Origin of the sequence: Aestuariispira ectoiniformans, from assembly GCF_025136295.1 — a bacterium.
GTDB classification, from domain to species: domain Bacteria; phylum Pseudomonadota; class Alphaproteobacteria; order UBA8366; family Aestuariispiraceae; genus Aestuariispira_A; species Aestuariispira_A ectoiniformans.
Map to the genome: position 1 here is coordinate 3,735,584 of NZ_CP062788.1, position 21,647 is coordinate 3,757,230.

Consider the following 21,647-nt stretch of genomic DNA (forward strand, 5'->3'; position numbering starts at 1 on the left):
GTGGCAGCGGCAAAAACCATAGCGGCACTTGATATCGGCAGTTCCAAGATCTGTTGCTTCATCGGCGAGGCAACGGACGCGGGACGTATTCGCGTAACCGGTATCAGCCACCAGGCCAGCGCAGGCGTGAAAAACGGCGTCATTGTCGATATGGAAGCCGCCTACCAGTCTATCCTGGCCGCCGTGCACAGTGCCGAACAAATGGCCGGTGTCACCATGAATGATGTGGTCGTCAGCCTGGCGGGCGGTCAACCGGTCAGCCAGATCGTGCGGCGCGAGGTCAATATCGGCGGCGGCGCGATTCGCGAGGCCGATATCAATCGCCTGCTGAACGACGGTCGTCAGGCCGCAGACCTGACCGACCGCATGCTGGTCCACGCCATTCCCATGGGTTACGACGTTGACGATGCGCAGGGTATTACTGACCCGCGCGGCATGCATGCCAACCGGCTTGCCATGCGCATGCATCTGGTAACCGCACGCACGGCGGGCATCCATAACCTGACCCATTGCGTCAACCGTTGCCACCTGACGGTCAAGAATATCGTGGTCGGCCCCTATGCGTCCGGCCTGTCCTCGCTGGTCGAAGACGAACGCGACCTGGGGGCGACCGTCATCGACATGGGCGGCGGCACCACATCCATTGCTGTCTTCTACGAAGGGGCTGCGGTCTATACCGACTGTATCCCCGTTGGCGGCATTCACGTCACCAGCGACATCGCCCGTGGCCTGTCCACCTCCATCCAGGAAGCGGAAAAACTGAAAACCCGCCATGGATCAACGATCCATGCGGTCTCCGACGACCGGGAAATGCTGGAAGTGCCGCAGGTGGGCGAGGAAGAGGACGCGCCGAACGAAATCCCGAAAAGCTATCTGGTTTCGATTATTTCCCCGCGCATCGAGGAAACCCTGGAACTGGTCCGCGACAAACTGGAGGCCTCCGGCGTGGCCGGACTGGCCGGACAGCGGGTGGTGCTGACCGGGGGGGCCTGCCAGTTGAACGGCTTGCGCGAACTGGCGACCCATATGCTGGACAAACAGGTTCGCGTTGGAAAACCGATCAGCATCAGCGGCCTGGCGGAGGCCACCGGCGGCCCTGCCTTTGCCGCCGCAGCAGGCTTATTGAAATTCGCCGTTGACGACCGAGGAGAGGCACGCGCTGTGGAATTGGCGCGCCCCAAGGTCTCCGGCGGGGTATTCGCACGTGTGGGAGGATGGTTCCGTGAGAACTTCTAAACTAACGGTTTCATCCACCTGTTTTGTATTTCACCGGGGGCTGCAACACAGACCCCGGCGGCGGCTGCTGATTCGACAGCCGAATTCCGTCGTTTCCCTCTTGGAACGGCGAATCGAATCTGGCAATGATGACTATGGCACAATGGAGGCGTAAATGGCTTTGAATCTGACCACGCCCCAACCGGTAACCGAACTGAAGCCACGCATTGTCGTGGTCGGTGTAGGTGGCGCCGGTGGGAACGCAGTAAACAATATGATCCGCTCCAATCTGGAGGGGGTTGAATTTATCGTAGCAAACACCGACGCGCAGGCCCTTGAGCACAGCGCGGCGGAACGCCGGATCCAGTTGGGATCCAACATCACCCAGGGTCTGGGTGCCGGTGCGCGCCCGGAAGTGGGCCGTGCGGCAGCCGAAGAGGCACTGGACGAGGTGATGGACCAGCTCACCGGCGCAAACATGGTATTCATCACCGCCGGCATGGGCGGCGGCACCGGCACCGGTGCGGCACCGGTCATCGCGGAAGCCTCCCGCCGGGCAGGCATCCTGACGGTCGGCGTCATCACCAAGCCGTTCCATTTCGAAGGGTCCCAGCGTATGAAGCTGGCGGAACAGGGCATCGAAGAGCTGCAGGGCTTTGTCGACACCCTGATCATCATCCCGAACCAGAATTTGTTCCGCGTCGCCAACGAAAAAACCACATTCGCAGATGCCTTCAAAATGGCTGACGATGTGCTTTATTCCGGCGTCCGTGGCGTAACCGACCTGATGGTTATGCCGGGCCTGATTAACCTGGACTTTGCCGATATCCGTACCGTCATGGGCGAGATGGGCAAGGCCATGATGGGCACAGGCGAATCCGAAGGCGAATCCCGCGCGATTTCCGCCGCCGAGGCAGCAATCTCCAACCCGCTTCTGGAAGATGTCACCATGCATGGCGCACGCGGCGTGCTGATCAACATCACCGGCGGTGGCGATATGACGCTGTTCGAAGTGGACGAAGCCGCCAATCGTATCCGTGAGGAAGTCGATCCGGAAGCCAACATCATCTTCGGTTCCACTTTCGACGAAACCCTGGAAGGCACCATGCGGGTATCCGTGGTTGCAACGGGCATCGAAGGCGAACACGCCGTCATGCCGCGCCCGCTCAGCACGCCCAAGCCGACCCCGGCCCCGCAGCCGACGGTGGACGAGGCTCCTGCTGCAGACGAACAGGCGCCGATCGCCGCTGTTCAGGAAACTGAACCGGCCCCGGTCGCAGAAGCTCCGGTCATGGCGGAAGCAGCCATTGACGAGCAGCCCGCAGCCCAGGCTGAAAGCCAGGCGGTTGAAAGCACTTTGTTCGACATGAACGAAGCGCCCGCAGCCCAGGCCGCGCCGCAGGCACCACAGGCGCCGGCACAGCAACCGCTGATCCGTCCGACACCGGCACAGGAAGCAGCCGTCAACCAGCCGCTGCCGCGCCCGGATGCCGTCCCGACCCGCGATGCCTTCATCCCGCCGACCCCGGCACAGCCGGAAGACATGATGAACGAATCGGCCGGTCAGCCGGACCCCTTCGTTGAGGCAGACTTTGCCAATGCGGGCCACGTCTCGCAGTCGGCGAAGAAAAAACCGAACAACATCTTCCGTCGCATGACCGGCCTGATGGGCCAGCGGGAGGACTACCCAAAGACTGAGGCCGCCGTACAGAACCGGAGTGAACCGGGCCTGCGGACCGCACAGAGCGAGAAACCTGCGGCGGCCACATCTCCGGAAGAAGAAATGCTTGAAATCCCTGCATTTCTGCGCCGTCAGGCAAATTGATCCCTGACGTCCTTCATTGTTGCCAGATACGGGCGGCCCGAACCATCGGAACCGATGGAAATCCGGGTCGCCCGCTATCAAAGTAACCTGTTAATTTTAAAATGAAATTTGCCGACTGTTACGGTTTATTTCGCTCTGCAACAATCCGTAACACTATTTGATTTGAGTAGGCACATCCCGGTTGTTAGACAGATGATCAGAAAAAGCCACCGCGCCTTTCATAGAAATTAGGGCAACGCTTTAGTTCAAGACACGGCACGACGGTTTTCTCGATAACTTGTTAGTAAATCTCTTTTTGAATTTTCACGGCATGGAAAGGCCGAGGGGTGGTTAGGATGCTCGACAGTATGAGCGACAGCGGACAATACGGGATGACGCCTGGGGTAGACGCCTCCCTGCCTGTCTTGCACCAGCGGACCCTGAAAAACACCATCCACTGCAACGGCGTCGGCCTGCACAGCGGCCACAAGATTTCACTGGCCCTGAAACCGGCAGCCCCGAACACGGGCATCATCTTCCACCGTACGGATGTTTCCGGTGAGGCGGCGGTGGTCCCGGCGCGCTATGACACGGTAACCGACACCCGCCTGTGCACCAAAATCAGCAACGCCCACGACATTTCCGTCGGTACTGTTGAACATCTGATGGCGGCGATTGCAGGCTGTGGCATCGACAACCTGATCGTTGAACTGGACGGCCCGGAAGTTCCGGTCATGGACGGCAGTTCCGAACCTTTCGTCTTCCTGATTGAATGTGCAGGCATCGAAGACCAGCACGCCCCGCGTCATGCAGTGGTCGTGAAAAAGACGGTCAGCGTGGACAACAACGGCTGCACGGCAACCTTGTCCCCGTCCAACGACTTCACGATCAGCATGGGCATTGATTTCCCGAACAAGGTGATCGGCCGTCAGGAACTGTTCCTGGAAGTCAGCGGCGACAACTTCAAGCATGAAATCTGCCGCGCCCGTACCTTTGGCTTCGTTCAGGAAGTCGAAGCGCTGCGCGAGATGGGCCTTGCCCGTGGCGCCAGCCTGGACAACGCAGTCGGCATCGCCGGCGATACGATCATGAACGAAGAAGGCCTGCGCTACGAAGACGAATGCGTCCGCCACAAGGTTCTGGACTGCATCGGTGATCTGGCTCTGGCAGGTGCACCGCTGGTCGGTCACTATCGAGGCTTCAAGGCCGGCCACGCCATCAACAACGCCCTGCTGCGTGAACTGTTCTCCTCCAAAGAGAACTGGGAGTTGGTCGAGGTGGAAAAATTGCAGGGTTTGCAGGTGGAACTGGCCGCAACAGCCTGACGTCAGCCTCGGAAATCCATGATACAAGGCCCGAATTGATCGGGCCTTTTTTCGTTTCAGGGTGACACTTCGCGATTATCCAGATTAATCCTATACTTCTTCTTGGTTCTGCTGCTTATCAGGTGCTATAAACAGGGCCGATACAGGTCTGGAGTGTTGGAGTCCTAATGCCTTTGGTCGTTTCTTCTTCCCGGCGTTTCGCCCGGGCTGTCTTAGTTTCTGCAGTTCTTGCCGGTGCCGTCACCGCCTGTTCCACTGATGAGGAACCGGCCTATGTCGAACGGCCGGTCGAGGAATTGTATAATGCCGCCATGGACCAGTTCGAGGCTCGCGACTATAAAAAGGCGGCCTTGGCTTTCGAGGAAGTCGACCGGCAGCACCCCTATTCCGTCTGGGCGACCAAGTCCCAGTTGATGACGGCCTATACCCAGTATCTGGCCGACAAATATGATGACGCCGTCATCTCTCTGGATCGCTATATCGAATTGCATCCGGGCAGCAGCGATACGCCCTATGCCTATTACCTGCGCGCAATTTGCTATTATGAACAGATTTCCGATATCCAGCGCGACCAGAAGATCACCGCGCTGGCCCAGCAGGCCCTGCAGGAAGTCGTGCAACGCTATCCGGAAAGCACCTATGCCCGCGATGCCCGGTTAAAGCTGGACCTGACGCAGGACCACCTGGCAGGCAAGGAAATGGCTGTTGGCCGGTTTTACCTGAAACGGGGCGAATATCTGGCTGCCATTAACCGGTTCCGCACTGTGGTGGAAAGATTCCAGACCACAACCCACGTGCCGGAAGCCTTGCACCGTCTGGTCGAGGCTTATCTGTCTCTTGGTGTGACCGACGAGGCCCAGATGGCGGCGGCCGTTCTCGGCCATAACTATCCGGCCAGCCAATGGTATGCGGATTCCTATGCCCTGCTGGAGGGGCGGGACCTTCGCCCCGAAGCCAATGAAAGCTGGTTGGCGGAAATGTGGGACTGGGTATTCTAGGCTGTAGACAAAGAAACAGGGTTTAACAAAAGCGGAATCCATACATGCTCATCGACCTGTCCATTCGTGACGTAGTCCTGATCGAACGGCTGGATCTAAGCTTTGATGATGGCTTGGCCGTCCTGACCGGCGAAACCGGTGCCGGTAAATCCATCCTTCTCGATTCCCTGGGGCTCGCGCTTGGCGCGCGGGCAGAGGCACGGCTGGTGCGCCACGGCAGCAATCAGGCAGTCGTTACCGCCGCCTTCAGCCTTCCCGAAAATCATCTGGCAAACCGTGTTCTGCAGGAACAGGGCCTCGATATCGACGAGACACTGGTTCTGCGACGTATCCTGAAACCGGACGGTCGCAGCCGCGCCTATGCCAACGACCAGCCGATCAGCATCGGGCTGTTGCGGCAGTTGGGCGAATGCCTGATCGAAATCCAGGGCCAGTTTGACCAACAGGGCCTGATGGACAGCACCACCCATATCGACGTGCTCGACAGTTACGCGTCTCTGTATCAGGACCGCCAGACCTGCGCAGACCTGTTCAGGCGCTGGAAGGAAACGGAAACGGCACTGAAGCAGGCCCAACTTGCAGCCGAAAAGGCCCGCGAGGACGAAGACTATTTGCGCCACAGCGTCGATGAACTGGAGAAATTCGCCCCCCAGCCCGGTGAAGAAGATACGCTTTCCGCCGAACGTACCATGCTGCAAAACGCCGAAAAGCTGATCGAGGCGATCAACGAGGCCCACCAGCATCTGGATGGCCGCAGCGGCGCGGATGCCCTGCTCCGCAAGGCACAAAAGGCGTTGGAGCGGATCGCCGACAAGGCCACCGGCCAGGTGGATGCCGCCATCGAGGCTCTGGAACGGGCCGCCGTGGAAATCCAGGAAGGGCTGTCGGGGTTAAGCTCCGCCATGCTGGATATCCGGCCCGACGAAAGCCTGCTGAACGCTACCGAGGAACGTCTTTTTGCCTTGCGCGACCTGGCCCGCAAGCACAACGCCCATCCGGACCAACTGGCGGACGTCCTGGTACAGCTTCAGAAGAACCTGATGCTGATCGACGACAGTGCGGCGGAACTGACCCGCCTGACGGAAGAAGCGACGGCGGCGAAGCAGGCCTATATCGAGGCTGCGGACGCGCTGACGGCCAAACGCCATGACGCGGCAGGGCGTCTGGACAAGGCGGTCAATTCCGAATTGCCGCCGCTGAAATTGGAAAAAGCCACCTTCATCACAGTTCAGGAAGAGCTTCCGGAAGATGGCTGGACCGCGAACGGCAAGGATCGCGTGCAGTTCCAGGTATCGACCAACCCGGGGACACCTGCCGGGCCGCTTTCCAAGATTGCCTCCGGTGGTGAATTGAGCCGCTTCCTCCTGGCATTGAAAGTGTCGCTGGCGGAAACCGGTTCCGTACCGACCCTGGTCTTTGACGAAGTGGATTCCGGTGTCGGCGGGGCAACGGCGGCGGCCGTTGGCGAAAGGCTGGACCGGTTGTCCGAATCGGTTCAGATCCTGGTCATCACCCACTCACCCCAAGTGGCCGCCCGTGGGCAATCCCACTGGCGCGTCGCGAAATCCCTGAATGGTGAAGCCATGGTCACTGCCGTTTCACGCCTTGACGAGGCACAGCGGCGTGAGGAACTGGCGCGAATGCTGTCCGGCGCAGAGGTCACCAACGAGGCCCGCGCGGCAGCGGACCGCCTGTTGGCAGATCGCCAGTTTGAAGGAACGGATGCATGACCGCAAAGGACATCGCCACCATCGAGGTGGCGTCTTTGACCGAGGACGAAGCGCGCCTGGAACTGGCGCGTCTGGCGCAGGAAATCGCCTTTCACGACAATCTCTATTATCGCAGTGACGCCCCGCAGCTTTCCGACGCGGATTATGACGCCCTACGCCAGCGCAACGAGGCCATCGAGGCCCTCTTTCCCGAACTGCAGCGCAAGGACAGTCCCAGCCTGCGTGTCGGGGCGGCGCCCGCCGGTGGTTTTGCCAAGGTCGTTCATGCCCGGCCCATGCTTTCGCTCGGCAATGCCTTTGCCGACGACGATGTCCGTGACTTTGTCGCCCGTGTCCGCCGTTTCCTGGGGCTGGGTGAAGATGAAACCGTGGAGATCATGGCCGAACCCAAGATCGACGGCCTATCCGCCTCCATCCGCTATGAGAACCGCAAGCTGGTCGTGGGCGCGACCCGTGGCGACGGCACTGAAGGCGAAGACATCACCCGCAACCTGCGGACCCTGGACGACATTCCCGAGGCGCTACCGGATGATGCGCCCGATGTGGTCGAAATCCGTGGCGAAGTCTATATGGCACGCAGTGACTTCTTTGCCCTGAACGAGCGGCAGCAGGAAAATGGCGCCAAGCTTTTCGCCAACCCGCGCAATGCCGCCGCCGGCAGCCTGCGCCAACTGGACCCCGCCGTGACGGCCAGCCGCCCCTTGCGTTTCTTCGGCTATTCGGTGGGCGAGCTGTCGGAACCCATCGCCGATACGGTTCTGGGGATGCGTGAACGGTTCAAGGCCTGGGGTTTCAGCCTGAATGAGCCGTCGCGCCTGTGCCGGACCGTTGACGATTTGATCGACCATTACAATCACATCGGAGAAATCCGCTCCGATCTGGAATTCGATATCGACGGCGTGGTCTATAAGGTTAACCGGGTGGACTGGCAGGACCGTCTTGGCATGGTCAGCCGTGCGCCGCGCTGGGCGATCGCGCATAAGTTCCCGGCCGAACAGGCGGAAACCACGCTGAAGGAAATTCGCATTCAGGTGGGCCGCACCGGGGCCCTGACGCCCGTTGCCGAACTGGAGCCAATTACCGTTGGCGGCGTGGTTGTCAGCCGGGCAACCCTGCACAATGAAGATGAAATCCGCCGCAAGGATGTCCGACCCGGCGACCGCGTCATCATCCAACGCGCCGGGGATGTAATCCCGCAAGTCGTGCGGTCCCTGCCCGAAAAACGGGTTGAAGGCGCGGAAGAATATGTCTTCCCCGACCACTGTCCGGAATGCGGTTCACTGGCAGAACGGCCCGAAGGTGAAGCGGTGCGCCGCTGTACCGGGGGTCTGATCTGCCCGGCCCAGGCGGTCGAGCGGCTGAAACATTTCATTTCCCGCGACGCCATGGATATTGATGGCCTGGGGGCCAAACATGTGGAAGCCTTCTGGCGCGATGGGCTGATCAAAACGCCTGCCGACATCTTCCGGCTGGAGGAACACCGCCGCAGCATCCGCGAACGGGAAGGCTGGGGCCCACAGTCGGTTGCCAATCTCGTCCGATCCGTCAACGAACGCCGTACGATTGCACTCAACCGGTTTATCTACGCATTGGGCATTCGCCAGATCGGCCAGGCGACGGCCAAGCTGTTGGCACGAAACTACGGCACGGTCGAGGCATTCCAGCAGGCGATGCAAGCCGCCCAGGATCGAGAATCCGAGGCGTATGCCAATCTGGTGAATATCGACCAGATCGGCGACAGCGTGGCCAATGACCTGTTGAATTTCTTTGCAGAGCCTCACAACACGGACGCAATTGACGATCTGTTAAGCCTTTTGACGGTAGAACCGTATGAGGCGAAGGAAACACAGTCACCCGTCACCGGAAAGACAGTTGTTTTCACCGGTACTTTGACCAGGATGACACGCAACGAGGCAAAAGCCAGGGCGGAATCTCTTGGTGCAAAGGTCTCCGGGTCCGTGTCGAAAAAGACCGATTATGTGATCACGGGGGCCGATGCCGGATCGAAGGCGCGTAAGGCGCAGGAATTGGGCGTTGCGATTTTAAGCGAAGACGAATGGATATCCCTGATCGAGGGAGACCAGGGAAATTCGGGGGAAGAAACTGAAAGCAAGACTGACGAAACCGCGGAACCCCGGGACAGCTCGGACAGGAATGACCCGCAGGGACAGCTTTTTAGCTGAAACTGCCCCGTCATTTGACGTCCGGCATATCCGGGCGGCTTCGCTTCTGGCGGCGCTGATCATCGCCGCCCTTTTCGCGTTGCAGCCCACCACAGCGCGGGCAGAGTCCTGCTGGTCCGTCCTGCGCTACGACAAAGATGGTAATGTCGCCAACCAGACCCAATGCGGCGACCCGGAAGTCACAGATGATGGCTCTGACGGCAAGGTCGAGACAATCCGCAAGGAAGTCGAACCGCATCAGGTCCTGCTACTGAACCCGCCTGTCGGGACGGAGACCCGTCTGCGCCAAATGGGCTATCATGTGCTCGACAAGATGGAAATCCAGCGTCTCGATGTCCGAGTCTGGCTGGTGGAGACGCCACAGGAAGTCGAGATGCGCGAGGCGCTGAAAACCCTGCGTCTGAACTTCCCCGGTCTGACCATCGACACCAATGACATGATGGACTTGTCCTCCTCCGGCCAGGCCGCCAAACCTGTGTCTCTCCCCTATGACCGGCAAACGGTCGGTTGGGGAGAAGTTCCGGCAACCTGTGGCCGGGGCGTCAAGATCGGGATGGTCGACGGTGCGGTCGATACCGAACACCCGGCCCTGAAAGGGCAGAAGCTTCACTATCGCAGTTTTCTGAAGGCAGGCCACAAAGCGACAGCCTATGATCACGGTACCGCTGTTGCCGTCATGCTGGTCGGAAAGCCCGGCGTGGACGGCCAACCAGGCGGCCTGCTGCCCGGCGCGGATCTATATGCCGCCAATATCTTCGAAATACGCTACGGCAAGAAAAAGGGCAATCTGGCCGCGATGCTGCGCGCGATTGACTGGTTCGTTGATAACAGGGTGCCCCTGATCAACATGTCGATTGCGGGAAGCTATAACAAGGTCATGGAAATCGTGCTGACCCGAATGGCCGAAAACGGCATCATCGCGGTCGCCGCCGCAGGCAACAACGGCCCCAGCGCACATCCGGCCTGGCCCGCCGCCCACAAGAATGTCTTTGCCGTAACCGCGATCGACCGCCGCCGCGACATTTACCGCTTTGCCAACCAGGGTGATTACATTGATTTCGCAGCGCCGGGCGTTAACATTCGCACCCTGACGCCGGAAGGTCCGAAGGACCAGTCCGGGACCTCCTTTGCCGCGCCTTATGTCACAGGCATGGTCGCCATCCATCTGATGTCGGGCTACCCCGCAGATGTGGACCGTATCCGCAAAAGCCTGCAGCGCTACAGCAATGACCTGGGAGACAGCGGACGGGACTCCGTCTACGGCTGGGGTCTCATCCGCCTGCAACCCAATTGTAAATAAGTCGCCCGGCCTAGTAACGTCCCAACCGCTCGATCAGCAGGTCGTAGAAACCTTCTACATCCACATGGGTGGCCCAGTGGCAGTTTTTGGGGCGGTCGGTGATATGCCAGAAATCCACCGCCGTGTGGCCCTGTGTCAGCGGTGAATGGATATCCACCTCCACATTGCAGAGCTTGGTCTCGAACAAATCCGGCTTCAACAGATAGGCAATGGTACAGGGGTCGTGCAAAGGCGCACCGACGGAGCCGTATTTCGCCACGTCGAAACGCTCAAAAAAGGCCAGCATGTCATGGGCGGCTGTTGCCACCGGCGTGCCCAATGCCTTGATCCGCGCCAGCCGCTCCGCGTTGGTCAGCACCTGATGGGTGACATCAAGGCTCATGGCGACAATGGGACGGCCGCATTTAAAGACCACATGCGCCGCATGCGGATCGACCAGAATATTGAATTCGGCAGAAGCGGAGAAATTCCCCCCTTCCCGCATGGCCCCGCCCATCAGCACGATCCGGTCGATCTTCTCCACAATCCGCGGTTCCTTGACCAGCGCCATGGCGATATTGGTCAGCGGACCCGTGGGCACCAGCGTGATTTCATGGGCACCAGCGGCCATACAAGTTTCAATGATGAAATCGACGCCGTGTTGTTCCTGCAACGGCATAGCCGGTTCATAGACGTCGATCCCGTTAATGCCCGTGCCGCCATGCACCACTTCTGCCGTAATCAGGTCATTGACCATGGGGCGGTCACATCCGGCGAAGACCTTCATATCGGGGCGACCGGCCAATTCGCAGATGATCCGGGCGTTGCGCTGTGTCAGGGACAGCGGCACATTGCCCGACAGGGTGGTAATCCCGCGCACATCCAGCTCATCCGGCGACGCCAGCGCCAGAAGCAGGGCCAGTGCATCATCCTGGCCCGGATCGCAATCCATGATAATCGGTAAGGCAGCCATTCTTCCCCCTGGTGCTTCCAATGCATTCCCTTGTGCTTACAAAGGAATACAGGGCCCGAAGGCCCTGCACCAGTGCAGAATGGTTTATTGGTTGTGTACCCGGCGGATCAGATTGGCGAGACGCTCGATCCCCTCGCGGATGCGTGCCGGATCGCCTGCAGAAAAGCTGAGGCGGCAGGTATTTTCACCGGACTTGTCGCAGAAGAAGGCCTGCCCCGGAACGAAGGCAACCTTTTCCTCTTCAAGCGCACGCTCCAGCAGGGCGCGGCTGTCGATACCGTCCGGCAGGGTCAGCCAGACAAACATACCGCCCTTGGGCCGGGTGAAGGACACGCTGTCCGGCATGAAATCTTCCAGCGCCCGCAGCATGGCGTCGCGCTTCGTGCGATAGGTATCGCGCACCGTATCAATGTGACCCGGGAAGGTCTTCTCGACCGCGCGCAGCGCAACCGCCTGGTTGATGGTTGCCACATGCAGGTCGCTGGCCTGCTTGAGCAGCACCAGTTTTTCAATCAAGGGACGCGGCGCGGTGACCCAGCCGACGCGTAGCGCAGGCACCAGTGTCTTGGAGAAGGTGCCAAGCTGAACCACCGTTCCGGCATCCTCATCCTGCCTGCCAGCCTCATCCAGCGCCAGAAGTGACGGCAAGGCCTCCCCTTCGTAGGACAGCTTGCAGTAGGCAGCATCCTCAATAATGACCGCACCATAACGTTGCGCCAGTTCCAGCACGGCCTGACGGCGCGCCAGGGAATAGCTGAGCCCGGTCGGGTTCTGGAAATCCGGCGCAAGATAGGCGATACGCGCACCGGCCTCGAAAGCGGCCTCGAGATCGGCGAGGACCACGCCCTCGTCGTCCATGGTGACGCCGATGTAATCCGGATGACGCGTGGAAAAGGCCTGCATGGCCCCGAGGTAGCTGGGTTTCTCAACGACCAGCTTGGTGCCCTGTTCCAGCAGCAACCGCGCCAGCATGTCCAGCCCCTGCTGGGCACCATTGGTAATCAGGATATTGTCGATGGTGCGCTCTGCGCCTTCCTTCGCCAGATCGGCAGCAATCCACTGGCGCAGGGCGGGCATCCCTTCGCTGATCGAATATTGCAGGGCACCACGCCCGGCAACATCATCAGCCATCAGGTCTGCATAAACCTCACTCAATTCCCCCAGGGGAAACAATTTGGGATCGGGCACACCACCTGCAAAGGAAATCACCTCCGGCCGTTCCGCCACCTTCAGAAGGTCACGAATTTCAGACGCTGTTAAAGCGCGGGCATCCTTTGCGATCAAATTGTTCCAGGAGACATGCATCATCGCCCCAATCCTCAAAAAACGTGTAGGTCAGTATTATTGACACGATATGGTCAGCAAAACTGCCCTAAGTCAAGTTTGTTTATTTTCAGGAGTTAAATTTGAAATAATATTTCAATATTTGTTGAACATATTTCAAAAAGAAAGGGAGGAGCCAAAATGGCCCCTCCCTCACCGGAATAGATTTTGATTCTGTTTTAGCCGATTGGCCGGGTAACAGCCTCCAGCCACTGACGGGTCTTGTCATCCACCAGGGGGCCGATTTCGTCATGCACGCGGGCATGATAAGTGTTCAGCCAATCCAGTTCCTGCCCAGTCATCAGGCTGGGGTCGATCAGGCGGCGGTCGATGGGGGCAAGGGTGATGGTCTCGAAACCGAACAGGCGCTTGCCCGGCTCTTCCCCCTCACCCAGGTCGCGGACAATCACGAGGTTCTCGATCCGAATGCCGTATTCCTCCGGCTTGTAATAGCCCGGCTCGTTGGACAGGATCATCCCCGGCTTCAACGGCACGGCGCTGCCCGCCGGGCCGATACGCTGCGGCCCCTCATGGACGTTGAGATAGCTGCCGACGCCATGACCCGTGCCATGGTCGAAGTCCAGCCCCCGTTGCCACAGCGGCGCACGGGCCAATGCATCAAGCCGCTGCCCGGACACGCCTTCCGGCCAACGTGCGCAGGCAATCGCGATATGGCCTTTCAGCACCAGTGTGAAACGTTCCTTCATTTCATCCGAAGCCGTGCCCACCGGCATTGTCCGCGTAATGTCGGTCGTACCGTCAGGATATTGCGCCCCGGAATCCACCAACAACAGACTGTCCATATCAAGTGGCCGGTTGGTCTTTTCGGTCACGCGATAATGCATGATCGCGCCATTGGGGCCACTGCCTGCAATGGTATCAAAGCTGTTATCCCGAAGGCTCGCGTCTTCCTCCCGGAACTCGTGAAGCTTGGCGACGATATCAAGCTCTGCCAGATTACCTTTCGGCGCTTCTTCATCCAGCCATGCCAGGAACTTGCAAACTGCCGCGCCGTCGCGTTTATGGGCCGCGCGGGAACCGTCCAGTTCCACCTCGTTCTTGCAGGCCCGCGGCATGGAACAGGGATCGTCCCCCTTCACGACCTTGGCACCACCAGCCGCCAGCCGTTCAAAAACAAAGCTTGCCGTGCAGGTGGGGTCCGCCAGAACCGTCTTGCCGGACAGGCCTTCCAGGACGGACGCGAATTGCCCCTGGTCCTGGACAGAGACCGCATTACCCAGATGTTTTTCCAGGCCCGGCGCCATCTTGCGCTTGTCGATGAACAATTCCACGCCGCCGTCGTTATGCAGGATGGCGAAGCTGAGCGGCAGCGGACAGTTACGCACATCCGTGCCCCGGATATTCAACAACCAGGCAACGCTGTCGCTGGCGGTGATCACAGCAGCATCGACGCCATCACCTTTGAGGGTTTCCGCCAGACGCTCACGTTTGCTTTGTGCGGTCTCTCCCGCATAGTCGATATCATGGGCATGAACCACGGATACCGGTGCTTCCGGCTGGTCATCCCAGACCGCGTCAATCAGGTTGTGATCGACAGCAACCAGATCGGCGCCAATCGCTTCTACCGCCTGGCGCAGGTTCTCCACGGCACGCGGCGTATGCAGCCAGGGGTCATAGGCAATCCGGTCACCCTTCCCGAAGGTTTCTTTGATCCAGTCGGTCGCCGGTTCCTGGGTGATATGGCGATAATCGAACAGCGCCGCATCCGTCTGGTTGCGGACCTGCAGAACATAACGCCCGTCCACAAAAATCGCGGCTTTCTCCAGGCCGATGATCGCCAATCCCGCAGAACCGGAAAAACCGGTCAGCCACAGCAACCGATCCGCCCGTTCGGAAACATATTCGCCCTGATACTCGTCCGTGCGCGGCACCAGAAAGGCATCGACATTCTGGCTTTTCATATGGGCGCGCAAGGCCACCAGGCGTTCCGCCGGGGCCGGGCCGTCGGTAAAGCCGGGGTCAGTATCATTGGCAACAGCGTCCCGCAGGGCGGCCAGTTGCTGCTTCAACTCCTCCCCGGCGTCGGGGACGACAAGATCCATCCAGACCTGACCGTTATCGGGTGCCGCCAGGGTCCCTTTGACCAACGAACGCACCTCATCCACCGACAGGGTCGAACCGGAATTTTGCAAAAGCGCGGCCAGCGCTTGATCACCGTTATAGGTCACCGACTTTCCTCATCTGTTTCGTGATATATCACGTTTGTTATTTGGGGTTTGAAATTCAAAAAAACAAGACGAATGCGACTTCGAAAATCGACAAAACGTCATGCGCAAAATGCATACCCCACATGCAAATTCAACGCTTACCAACCAATAAAAAAGGGATCATATGGGCGCTGTAGAACGCATTACAGCAAAGCATCGAACACCGCCTGTTACAAGGCGCTATTTAGAAAGGTTACTGCCATGTCCGCACAGACCCTGCATGTTTCCGGTATTGCCCCGGCACATCGTTCCCTGTGGGATGTTTTCACCAGCATGTTCGCCTCCGTGAAGGGGGCTGCGGGCAACCGTAGTGCATATCATGGTTTGAAAGCCTGGCAGATGACCGATCTTGGCCTGAACGACGTGAAGACCATGGCTGCGAACAATGGCGAAACCTCCGCCATGCGCGCCATCCGCATCGCCGGTGCCGACCAGGCAGCACTGGCTGCGCTGTCCCACAAGTTCTAAGGCCGTAAAAGACGACCAAAGACTTTGCTGACAAGTGAAACGGGGTTGCGATTTTCGCAACCCCGTTTCCGTTCCGCCTTCCAGATCATACCGGGTACCACCCGTGCCCGGTATCAGCGGCCCGCCATCTCACCTCCCCCAACGGCGGGCCGCATTCTTTCCGCACAGACCTCCCGCACGCAGCCGCGCAGCCAACGATGCGCCGGGTCGGCATCCATACGCGGGTGCCAGAGCAGCGAGATAGTGATTTCCGGTGGTGGAAATGGCAGTTGAAAACTGAACAGGCCTTGGCGCAAATTGCCGGTGTATTCTTCGGGAACGCAGGCAATCAAATCCGATGACCGCACAAACGCCAAAGCCTCAGAATAGCTGCTGACCACCGTCGCGACCTCCCTCTCCAGGCCCAACTCAGCCAAGGATGCATCGGCTGCCTCCCGGTCGAGCCCCCTCCGGGAGACAAGAACATGCCGTTCGGCAGCATAGCGTTCCGCTGTTATGTCACCATTGCGAAACGGATGGCCCTCGCGCACCACACCGATGAAGCGGTCCCGGAACAGGGCCTGGCTGCGCAATTCCGGCCCCATCGTCCCACCGACAACCCCTGTTTCAAGATCCACACGACCGTCACGCAGGGCGTTGCTTTCCTTGTCCGGCTTCAAGACAAAGCGCAGGCGCACTCCCGGTGCCTCGTCTGCAATTCGCGCAAGAAGGTCCGGCCCGAAGTTTTCAACGAATCCTTCCCTGTTCCTGAAAGTGAACGTCCGTTTGAGCCGTTTCAGATCAAGATTTTCAGCAGGACGCAAAACGGCCTCAACCTCTTCGACAAGCGGCCCTATGCGCTCACGCAGTTCGAGCGCCCGCGGCGTCGGTACAAGTCCTCGCCCAGCCCGGACCAGCAAAGGGTCACCGGTCGTCGCCCGCAGCCGCGCCAAGGCACGGCTCATTGCCGACGGGCTCAGGCGCAGTCTCCTGGCCGCACCAGCCACACTGCCTTCGGTCAGCAGGGCATCAAGAGTGATAAGCAGGTTCAGGTCGGGATGTGTCATAAATCGATCATAGCAGGATGCAAGCCACAGAACATAGCGTCATATGCAATAATTAAGTGCAAATGCTGCGTCTTCCGCCATGGCCTGTTCGACACTAGGTTTTCGACAGCTCCATTTCCGGAGCAGCCAAAAGCCGGAGGTCATCATGACATCACCCAATATTCACCCGGACACACCAGGCCTTTCCGCACGCTGGACGATTGCCACTCTCGCCTTATCGACGCTGCTTTCGTCCCTGGGGGTCAGCATCCCCAATGTCGCCCTTCCAACACTGACCCGGGCCTTCGACGTCCCTTTCCAGGACGTTCAATGGGTGATCATCGGTTATCTCCTCGCGATTACCGTGATGATTGTCTCGGTCGGACGACTGGGCGACATCTTCGGGCACCGACGGATATTGCTGGCCGGTATATCCCTGTTCACGCTGGCCTCCGCCCTATGCGGCATTGCCCCCACGCTCTCGATGCTGGTCGCCGCCCGTGCCTTGCAGGGCCTTGGTGCGGCGGTCCTGATGGCACTGACCGTGGCCCTGGTCCGCGAAACAGTTCCGGCGGAACGCACCGGCAGTGCCATGGGAATGCTGGGCAGCATGTCGGCAATCGGCACGGCACTCGGGCCGTCGCTTGGCGGTATCCTGCTCGACGGGCCCGGTTGGCGTGCAATCTTTCTCATCATGGTGCCGCTGGGCCTTCTAAATTTCCTGCTCGCCCGTCGCAGTCTTCCTACACAGGCAGAGCCGGTAAAGTCCGGCAAACACGGCATTGATGTTCCCGGCACTATCTTGCTGGGTCTGACGCTTGCCGCCTACGCACTATCAGTAACGCTGGGTGACGGGCAGTTCGGACGCCTTAATCTGGGCCTGTTGCTGGCTGCGGCATTGGGCGCAGGGCTCTTTATTCTGGTACAGGCCAAAGTCAGGTTCCCGCTAATTCGCCCCGCAGCCTTCCGCGACATAAGTCTGAATGCCAGCCTGATCATGAATGCGCTCGTCGCAACGGTGATGCTTGCAACATTGGTGGTTGGGCCGTTTTATCTGTCGCGTGCCTTGGGCCTTGATGCGGCAGTGGTCGGACTGACCATGTCCGTTGGTCCGGCGATCTCTGCCCTGAGCGGCATTCCGGCAGGTCGGATCGTCGACCGGTTGGGCGCTCCCACCATCGTCATCCTCGGCCTTACCCAGATGACATTGGGAACAGCCGCACTGGCCAGCCTGCCCGCTTTCTTCGGCATCGCAGGGTATATTGCGGCGATCGCCATCCTGACGCCAGGCTATCAACTGTTTTTGACTGCCAACAACACCGCCGTCATGATGGACGTAGAACAAAGCCAACGTGGTGTTATATCCGGCATGCTGACCCTGTCGCGGAATTTAGGATTTATTACCGGCGCGTCGGTCATGGGGGCTGTTTTCGCCTTCGCATCCGGCACAAACAATGTCACCGATGCCGCGCCCGAGGCCCTCTCTCATGGTATGCAGGTCACATTCGCTATGGCCGCCACCCTGATCCTGATCGCACTCATCATTGCGGCCCTGCGCGTCGTAATAACGCGTGAGGCAGGGACCTCCAAAGCGCAGTGAGACAGTTTGCAATTGGTTTAATGCGACGAACGGGATTGTGGATTGCCACAATCCCGTTTTTACCATTTTGGATCAGGTCACGAATTCGACAGCGATCTTTGATTTGAAAACTCCGGCTTTAGAGACCACATTTCCTGCACAAGAATAATTAGGCATCCGGGAAGGGTAGAAGCATGACCTATGAAAAGACCGAGGCGGCCATTGCGCAGCTAAGCCCCGAACAATATCGCGTCACTCAGCAAAACGGGACCGAACGCCCCTTTTCCGGCGAATATAACGACCATAAGGAACCGGGTATCTACGTGGATATCGTCTCCGGCGAGCCTCTGTTCGCGTCATCAGACAAGTTCGAATCCGGCTGCGGCTGGCCCAGCTTTACCAAACCGATTATTCCCGCCAACGTCAAAGAGCTTCACGACGCAAGCCACGGCATGATCCGCACAGAGGTGCGCTCCGCCCATGGCGACAGCCATCTGGGCCATGTGTTCCCGGACGGACCGTCGGACAGAGGCGGTTTTCGTTATTGCATCAATTCCGCAAGCCTGCGCTTCATCCATCGCGACGATATGGAAGCAGAAGGCTATGGCGATTATATTGATCAGGTGGAGGACATTTAAATGACCGAACGCGCAGTATTGGCCGGTGGCTGTTTCTGGGGCATGCAGGACCTGATCCGCAAACTGCCCGGCGTGGAAAGAACCCGCGTGGGCTATACCGGCGGCGATGTGCCCAACGCCACGTACCGCAACCACGGCACCCATGCGGAGGGGATCGAAATCCTCTTCGACCCGTCGAAAATCAGCTATCGCAAGCTGCTGGAATTCTTCTTCCAGATTCATGACCCGACCACCAAGGACCGTCAGGGCAATGACCGGGGCATGAGTTACCGTTCCGCCATCTATTATGTGGATGAGGACCAGAAGAAAATCGCCGAAGACACTATTGCCGACGTCAACGCCTCCGGCCTCTGGCCCGGAAAGGTCGTCACCGAGGTAGAACCGGTCGGCGATTTCTGGGAGGCCGAACCGGAACATCAGGATTACCTGGAACGCATCCCCAACGGCTACACCTGCCATTTCCCAAGACCGGACTGGGTTCTGCCCAAACGGGATGCGGCGGAATAGCGACGGAAACGCTCAGCGTAGCGGCGACCGGCTGCGGTCCGGGGTCAAAGCCAGGGCCACAACGGCGATAAGGGCGGCAAAGGTCATATAGATGGCAGGCATCGTCCCCGCGCCGGTTGCCGCAATGAGGCTGGTGGCGATCATCGGGGTCAGCCCGCCGAACACACCGACGCCCAGATTGAAGGCCACGGAATAGCCCGACAGCCGGTCTTTTTCGGGGAACATCTCCGCAAAAAGTGCCGGACCGGACCCCAACGGCACGGCCAGCAGCAGGAAAGTCAGTACATGGGTCGCCACAACGGCGGCCATGGAGCCGTGAGACTGCTGCATCCAGTAATACAGGGGCCAGGCGGCAATGGCCAACAGGGCCACAGCCAACGCAATCCATGTGCGCCGTGGCAACCAGCGATCACCGACAATCGCCGCCAGCGGCATCACCGGAATAAGCACAACGGTCATGGCCGTGTTGATCGTCAGCGCCGTCCCGCGCGCCATCAGACCCTGCCCCGCCAGCCATTCAGGCAGATAGACAAAGGCGATATAAAAGCACGTCCCATAGCCCGCCGCGAAGGCGAGGGCGAGAAAGGTTTCATGCCGGTTGGTGGTAAAGGCCTCCAACAGGGGAGAGGTGTCGTCGCGCTGATTGTGATGGTCTTCAAAGCGTTGGGATTCATGCAGGTTCCGACGCATCATGATCGCCGTTGTACCCAACACGGCCCCGCCCAGGAAAGGCAGCCGCCAGGCCCAGTCCCCCAATGCCTGCGGGTCGAACAGATTGGCCACCAGGGCCGCCGCCCCGACACCCAGCAGCGACCCTGTCATGGAGCCCACATTGGCCCAGCTTCCGGTGATGCCGCGGCGTCCCTCCGGCGCGGTTTCCACCAGATAGGTCACGGAAGAGGAAAACTCACCACCAACCGAAAGCCCCTGCAGCAATCGCACCAACACCAGAAGGACCGGGGCCACAATGCCCGCCGTCTCATAGGACGGTAGAAGGCCCAGCAACAGTGTCGGCAGCGCCATCATGGCAACCGAGATCTGCATGGTACGCGCCCGGCCGTAGGTATCGCCAAACCAGCCGAAAACCGCCGCACCCAGCGGGCGCATGATAAACCCGGCGGCAAAGATGCCATAGGTCGCGATCAGCCCGGCAGTCGGGTCGTCGGCGGGAAAGAAAACCGGCGCAATCACACCGGCTAGGTAACCGTAGAGGGCAAAGTCGTACCACTCCACCACATTCCCGATATACCCGGCCATGACACGGTGGCGCAGCTCAGGCGCCTCGGGGTCGCCCGCGTCGCTGTTATCCTGTGCCGGAGCCACCTGTTGCCCGATATCCGTCATCGTCCCACCTCAAAACCCGTATTCCGGAAAAACCCGGCCACCTTAACAGTCATAGGTCAGGACTGTCATCGGACGATGTGAAGCAGGATGCGGCGGGGTAAATCCTTAAGAATTAAACAAGCGGTGATCGAAGTCGAAAGGCCGCAGGATCGGCTTTGCCAGCGCCGTGACAGCCGGATGGGCAGGATTGAGCAGCAGATTATTGGCCTCCTGCACAATCACCGAAGGCACCTGAAGGAGAGGGCTTCTCTCCTCCTCCAGCCATTGATCACCAAAATCCTTTGAGGCTTTATCTTCCAGGACGTCGGTGGGGCCGACTTCCAACCATATATCAGGGTTGCTTTTCGCCAGTGGTTCCAGATCGACCCGCATCAGCACATAGTCCTGTGGCAGCAGGTCCGGCGGCACATCCAGATGCACCAGAATCTCCAGAAGCGGCAATGACGCCTCTGCCGAGAGGTAAACCATGGCCTTGCCACGGCTGTTCCAGCGCCCACCCTTGCGCCGCGCCCCCTCGCCGCTGAGATCGGCATATTTCTCGCGCGTCAACCGCCAGCCGGTATTCGTTGAATTCACGCTGCCAGTCCGTGATCGATCCGGTCCAGCAAATCCTCAATCAGGCGCGCGCCTTCCTCACTATCCAGCAGTTCAAAGGGCGCATGATCGCGAAGCGGCCGCGACGGGCGTTTGAGCCAACGTTCGGCGCGCTCCGTATCGCCAAAGGTATCCGTGGCCCGGACCATGATGCGGAAGAAACGCGCAATGCGCTGCGACTGTTCCGCAGAAAAACGACCCTTGGCGGTGCTATGGCTCAGGGTGCGCCTCGGCATAACCCCGAAAGTGGCAAAATCCCGCGTCTCCACCCCCAGGCTCTTCGCCGTCGCCTCCACCAGATCCAGCTCAAGACCGTTCTCCAGTTTTTCCAACAACTCCAGACGGACCGCCGGATTGTCTGAAAACTGCGCCTGAATGAAGCTTTTTTCGGTGATACCAGCCGTCATGACGCCCTCCTTGGCAACATGCCTATT

General features: G+C 59.4%; 17 protein-coding genes and 1 pseudogene. 11 read left to right on the forward strand and 7 right to left on the reverse strand.

The window, feature by feature from the left end; translation table 11 throughout:
• The 7 genes and pseudogenes from ftsA to IF205_RS17680 all read left to right on the forward strand — a co-directional run bounded on the left by ftsA (position 1) and on the right by IF205_RS17680 (position 10,555).
• On the forward strand, positions 1-1,236 hold the full coding sequence (ftsA, locus tag IF205_RS17650) for a cell division protein FtsA (RefSeq protein WP_259780666.1): 1,236 nt from the start codon (positions 1-3) through the stop codon (positions 1,234-1,236).
• A gap of 154 nt (positions 1,237-1,390) precedes the next feature.
• Positions 1,391-3,040, forward strand: coding sequence for a cell division protein FtsZ (ftsZ, locus tag IF205_RS17655; protein ID WP_259780667.1), 1,650 nt, complete (start codon positions 1,391-1,393; stop codon positions 3,038-3,040).
• 347 nt (positions 3,041-3,387) lie between these two features.
• On the forward strand, positions 3,388-4,344 hold the full coding sequence (gene lpxC, locus IF205_RS17660; protein ID WP_259780668.1) for a UDP-3-O-acyl-N-acetylglucosamine deacetylase: 957 nt from the start codon (positions 3,388-3,390) through the stop codon (positions 4,342-4,344).
• A 167-nt stretch (positions 4,345-4,511) separates the two neighbouring features.
• Complete coding sequence (locus IF205_RS17665) at positions 4,512-5,342, forward strand: outer membrane protein assembly factor BamD (RefSeq protein ID WP_259780669.1); 831 nt, start codon at positions 4,512-4,514, stop codon at positions 5,340-5,342.
• Between the two features lie 44 nt (positions 5,343-5,386).
• Entirely contained in the window at positions 5,387-7,072 is a 1,686-nt protein-coding gene (recN, locus tag IF205_RS17670) for a DNA repair protein RecN (protein ID WP_259780670.1), read from the forward strand.
• Positions 7,069-9,150, forward strand: a pseudogene (gene ligA, locus IF205_RS17675) (NAD-dependent DNA ligase LigA); the annotation flags it as partial. The gene recN and the pseudogene ligA, both read left to right, overlap by 4 nt.
• Before the next feature lie 76 nt (positions 9,151-9,226).
• A complete protein-coding gene (locus tag IF205_RS17680; RefSeq protein ID WP_259780671.1) occupies positions 9,227-10,555 on the forward strand; it encodes a S8 family serine peptidase in 1,329 nt (442 codons plus the stop codon).
• Positions 10,556-10,565: 10 nt separating this feature from the next.
• On the opposite strand, the gene IF205_RS17685 is transcribed toward IF205_RS17680, so the two are convergent.
• From IF205_RS17685 to IF205_RS17695, 3 genes are all read right to left on the reverse strand, one after another.
• Positions 10,566-11,507: a nucleoside hydrolase gene (locus IF205_RS17685; RefSeq protein ID WP_259780672.1), complete on the reverse strand. Its 942-nt coding sequence runs from the start codon at positions 11,505-11,507 to the stop codon at positions 10,566-10,568.
• A gap of 84 nt (positions 11,508-11,591) precedes the next feature.
• On the reverse strand, positions 11,592-12,815 hold the full coding sequence (locus IF205_RS17690) for an aminotransferase-like domain-containing protein (protein WP_259780673.1): 1,224 nt from the start codon (positions 12,813-12,815) through the stop codon (positions 11,592-11,594).
• Between the two features lie 194 nt (positions 12,816-13,009).
• Positions 13,010-15,019 carry an aminopeptidase P family protein gene (locus IF205_RS17695; RefSeq protein WP_259780674.1) on the reverse strand — a complete coding sequence of 670 codons (2,010 nt, stop codon included), beginning with the start codon at positions 15,017-15,019 and terminating at the stop codon, positions 13,010-13,012.
• Between the two features lie 240 nt (positions 15,020-15,259).
• Between IF205_RS17695 and IF205_RS17700 the strand changes: the two genes are divergently transcribed.
• Positions 15,260-15,526 carry a hypothetical protein gene (locus IF205_RS17700; RefSeq protein WP_259780675.1) on the forward strand — a complete coding sequence of 89 codons (267 nt, stop codon included), beginning with the start codon at positions 15,260-15,262 and terminating at the stop codon, positions 15,524-15,526.
• A gap of 113 nt (positions 15,527-15,639) precedes the next feature.
• Here the strand turns inward: IF205_RS17700 and IF205_RS17705 are convergent, their stop codons facing one another.
• The gene (locus IF205_RS17705) at positions 15,640-16,572 is read right to left on the reverse strand and encodes a LysR family transcriptional regulator (RefSeq protein ID WP_259780676.1); all 933 of its coding nucleotides are present in this window, start codon (positions 16,570-16,572) and stop codon (positions 15,640-15,642) included.
• A 145-nt stretch (positions 16,573-16,717) separates the two neighbouring features.
• On the opposite strand from IF205_RS17705, the gene IF205_RS17710 reads away from it, so the two are divergent.
• From IF205_RS17710 to msrA, 3 genes are all read left to right on the forward strand, one after another.
• Complete coding sequence (locus IF205_RS17710; RefSeq protein WP_259780677.1) at positions 16,718-18,151, forward strand: MFS transporter; 1,434 nt, start codon at positions 16,718-16,720, stop codon at positions 18,149-18,151.
• A gap of 173 nt (positions 18,152-18,324) precedes the next feature.
• The gene (gene msrB / locus IF205_RS17715) at positions 18,325-18,768 is read left to right on the forward strand and encodes a peptide-methionine (R)-S-oxide reductase MsrB (RefSeq protein WP_259780678.1); all 444 of its coding nucleotides are present in this window, start codon (positions 18,325-18,327) and stop codon (positions 18,766-18,768) included.
• Positions 18,769-19,275 (forward strand): peptide-methionine (S)-S-oxide reductase MsrA, encoded by a 507-nt coding sequence (gene msrA, locus IF205_RS17720; RefSeq protein ID WP_259780679.1) that lies wholly within the window; start codon positions 18,769-18,771, stop codon positions 19,273-19,275.
• Between the two features lie 12 nt (positions 19,276-19,287).
• Here msrA and IF205_RS17725 read toward each other — a convergent pair whose 3' ends face one another.
• The 3 genes from IF205_RS17725 to IF205_RS17735 all read right to left on the reverse strand — a co-directional run bounded on the left by IF205_RS17725 (position 19,288) and on the right by IF205_RS17735 (position 21,620).
• Entirely contained in the window at positions 19,288-20,619 is a 1,332-nt protein-coding gene (locus tag IF205_RS17725; protein ID WP_259780680.1) for an MFS transporter, read from the reverse strand.
• 105 nt (positions 20,620-20,724) lie between these two features.
• Positions 20,725-21,195, reverse strand: a complete 471-nt coding sequence (locus tag IF205_RS17730; RefSeq protein WP_259780681.1) for an RES family NAD+ phosphorylase — start codon at positions 21,193-21,195, stop codon at positions 20,725-20,727.
• The gene (locus tag IF205_RS17735) at positions 21,192-21,620 is read right to left on the reverse strand and encodes an Xre family toxin-antitoxin system antitoxin (RefSeq protein ID WP_259780682.1); all 429 of its coding nucleotides are present in this window, start codon (positions 21,618-21,620) and stop codon (positions 21,192-21,194) included. The genes IF205_RS17730 and IF205_RS17735 overlap by 4 nt, the downstream gene beginning before the upstream one ends.
• Positions 21,621-21,647 lie beyond the last annotated feature (27 nt).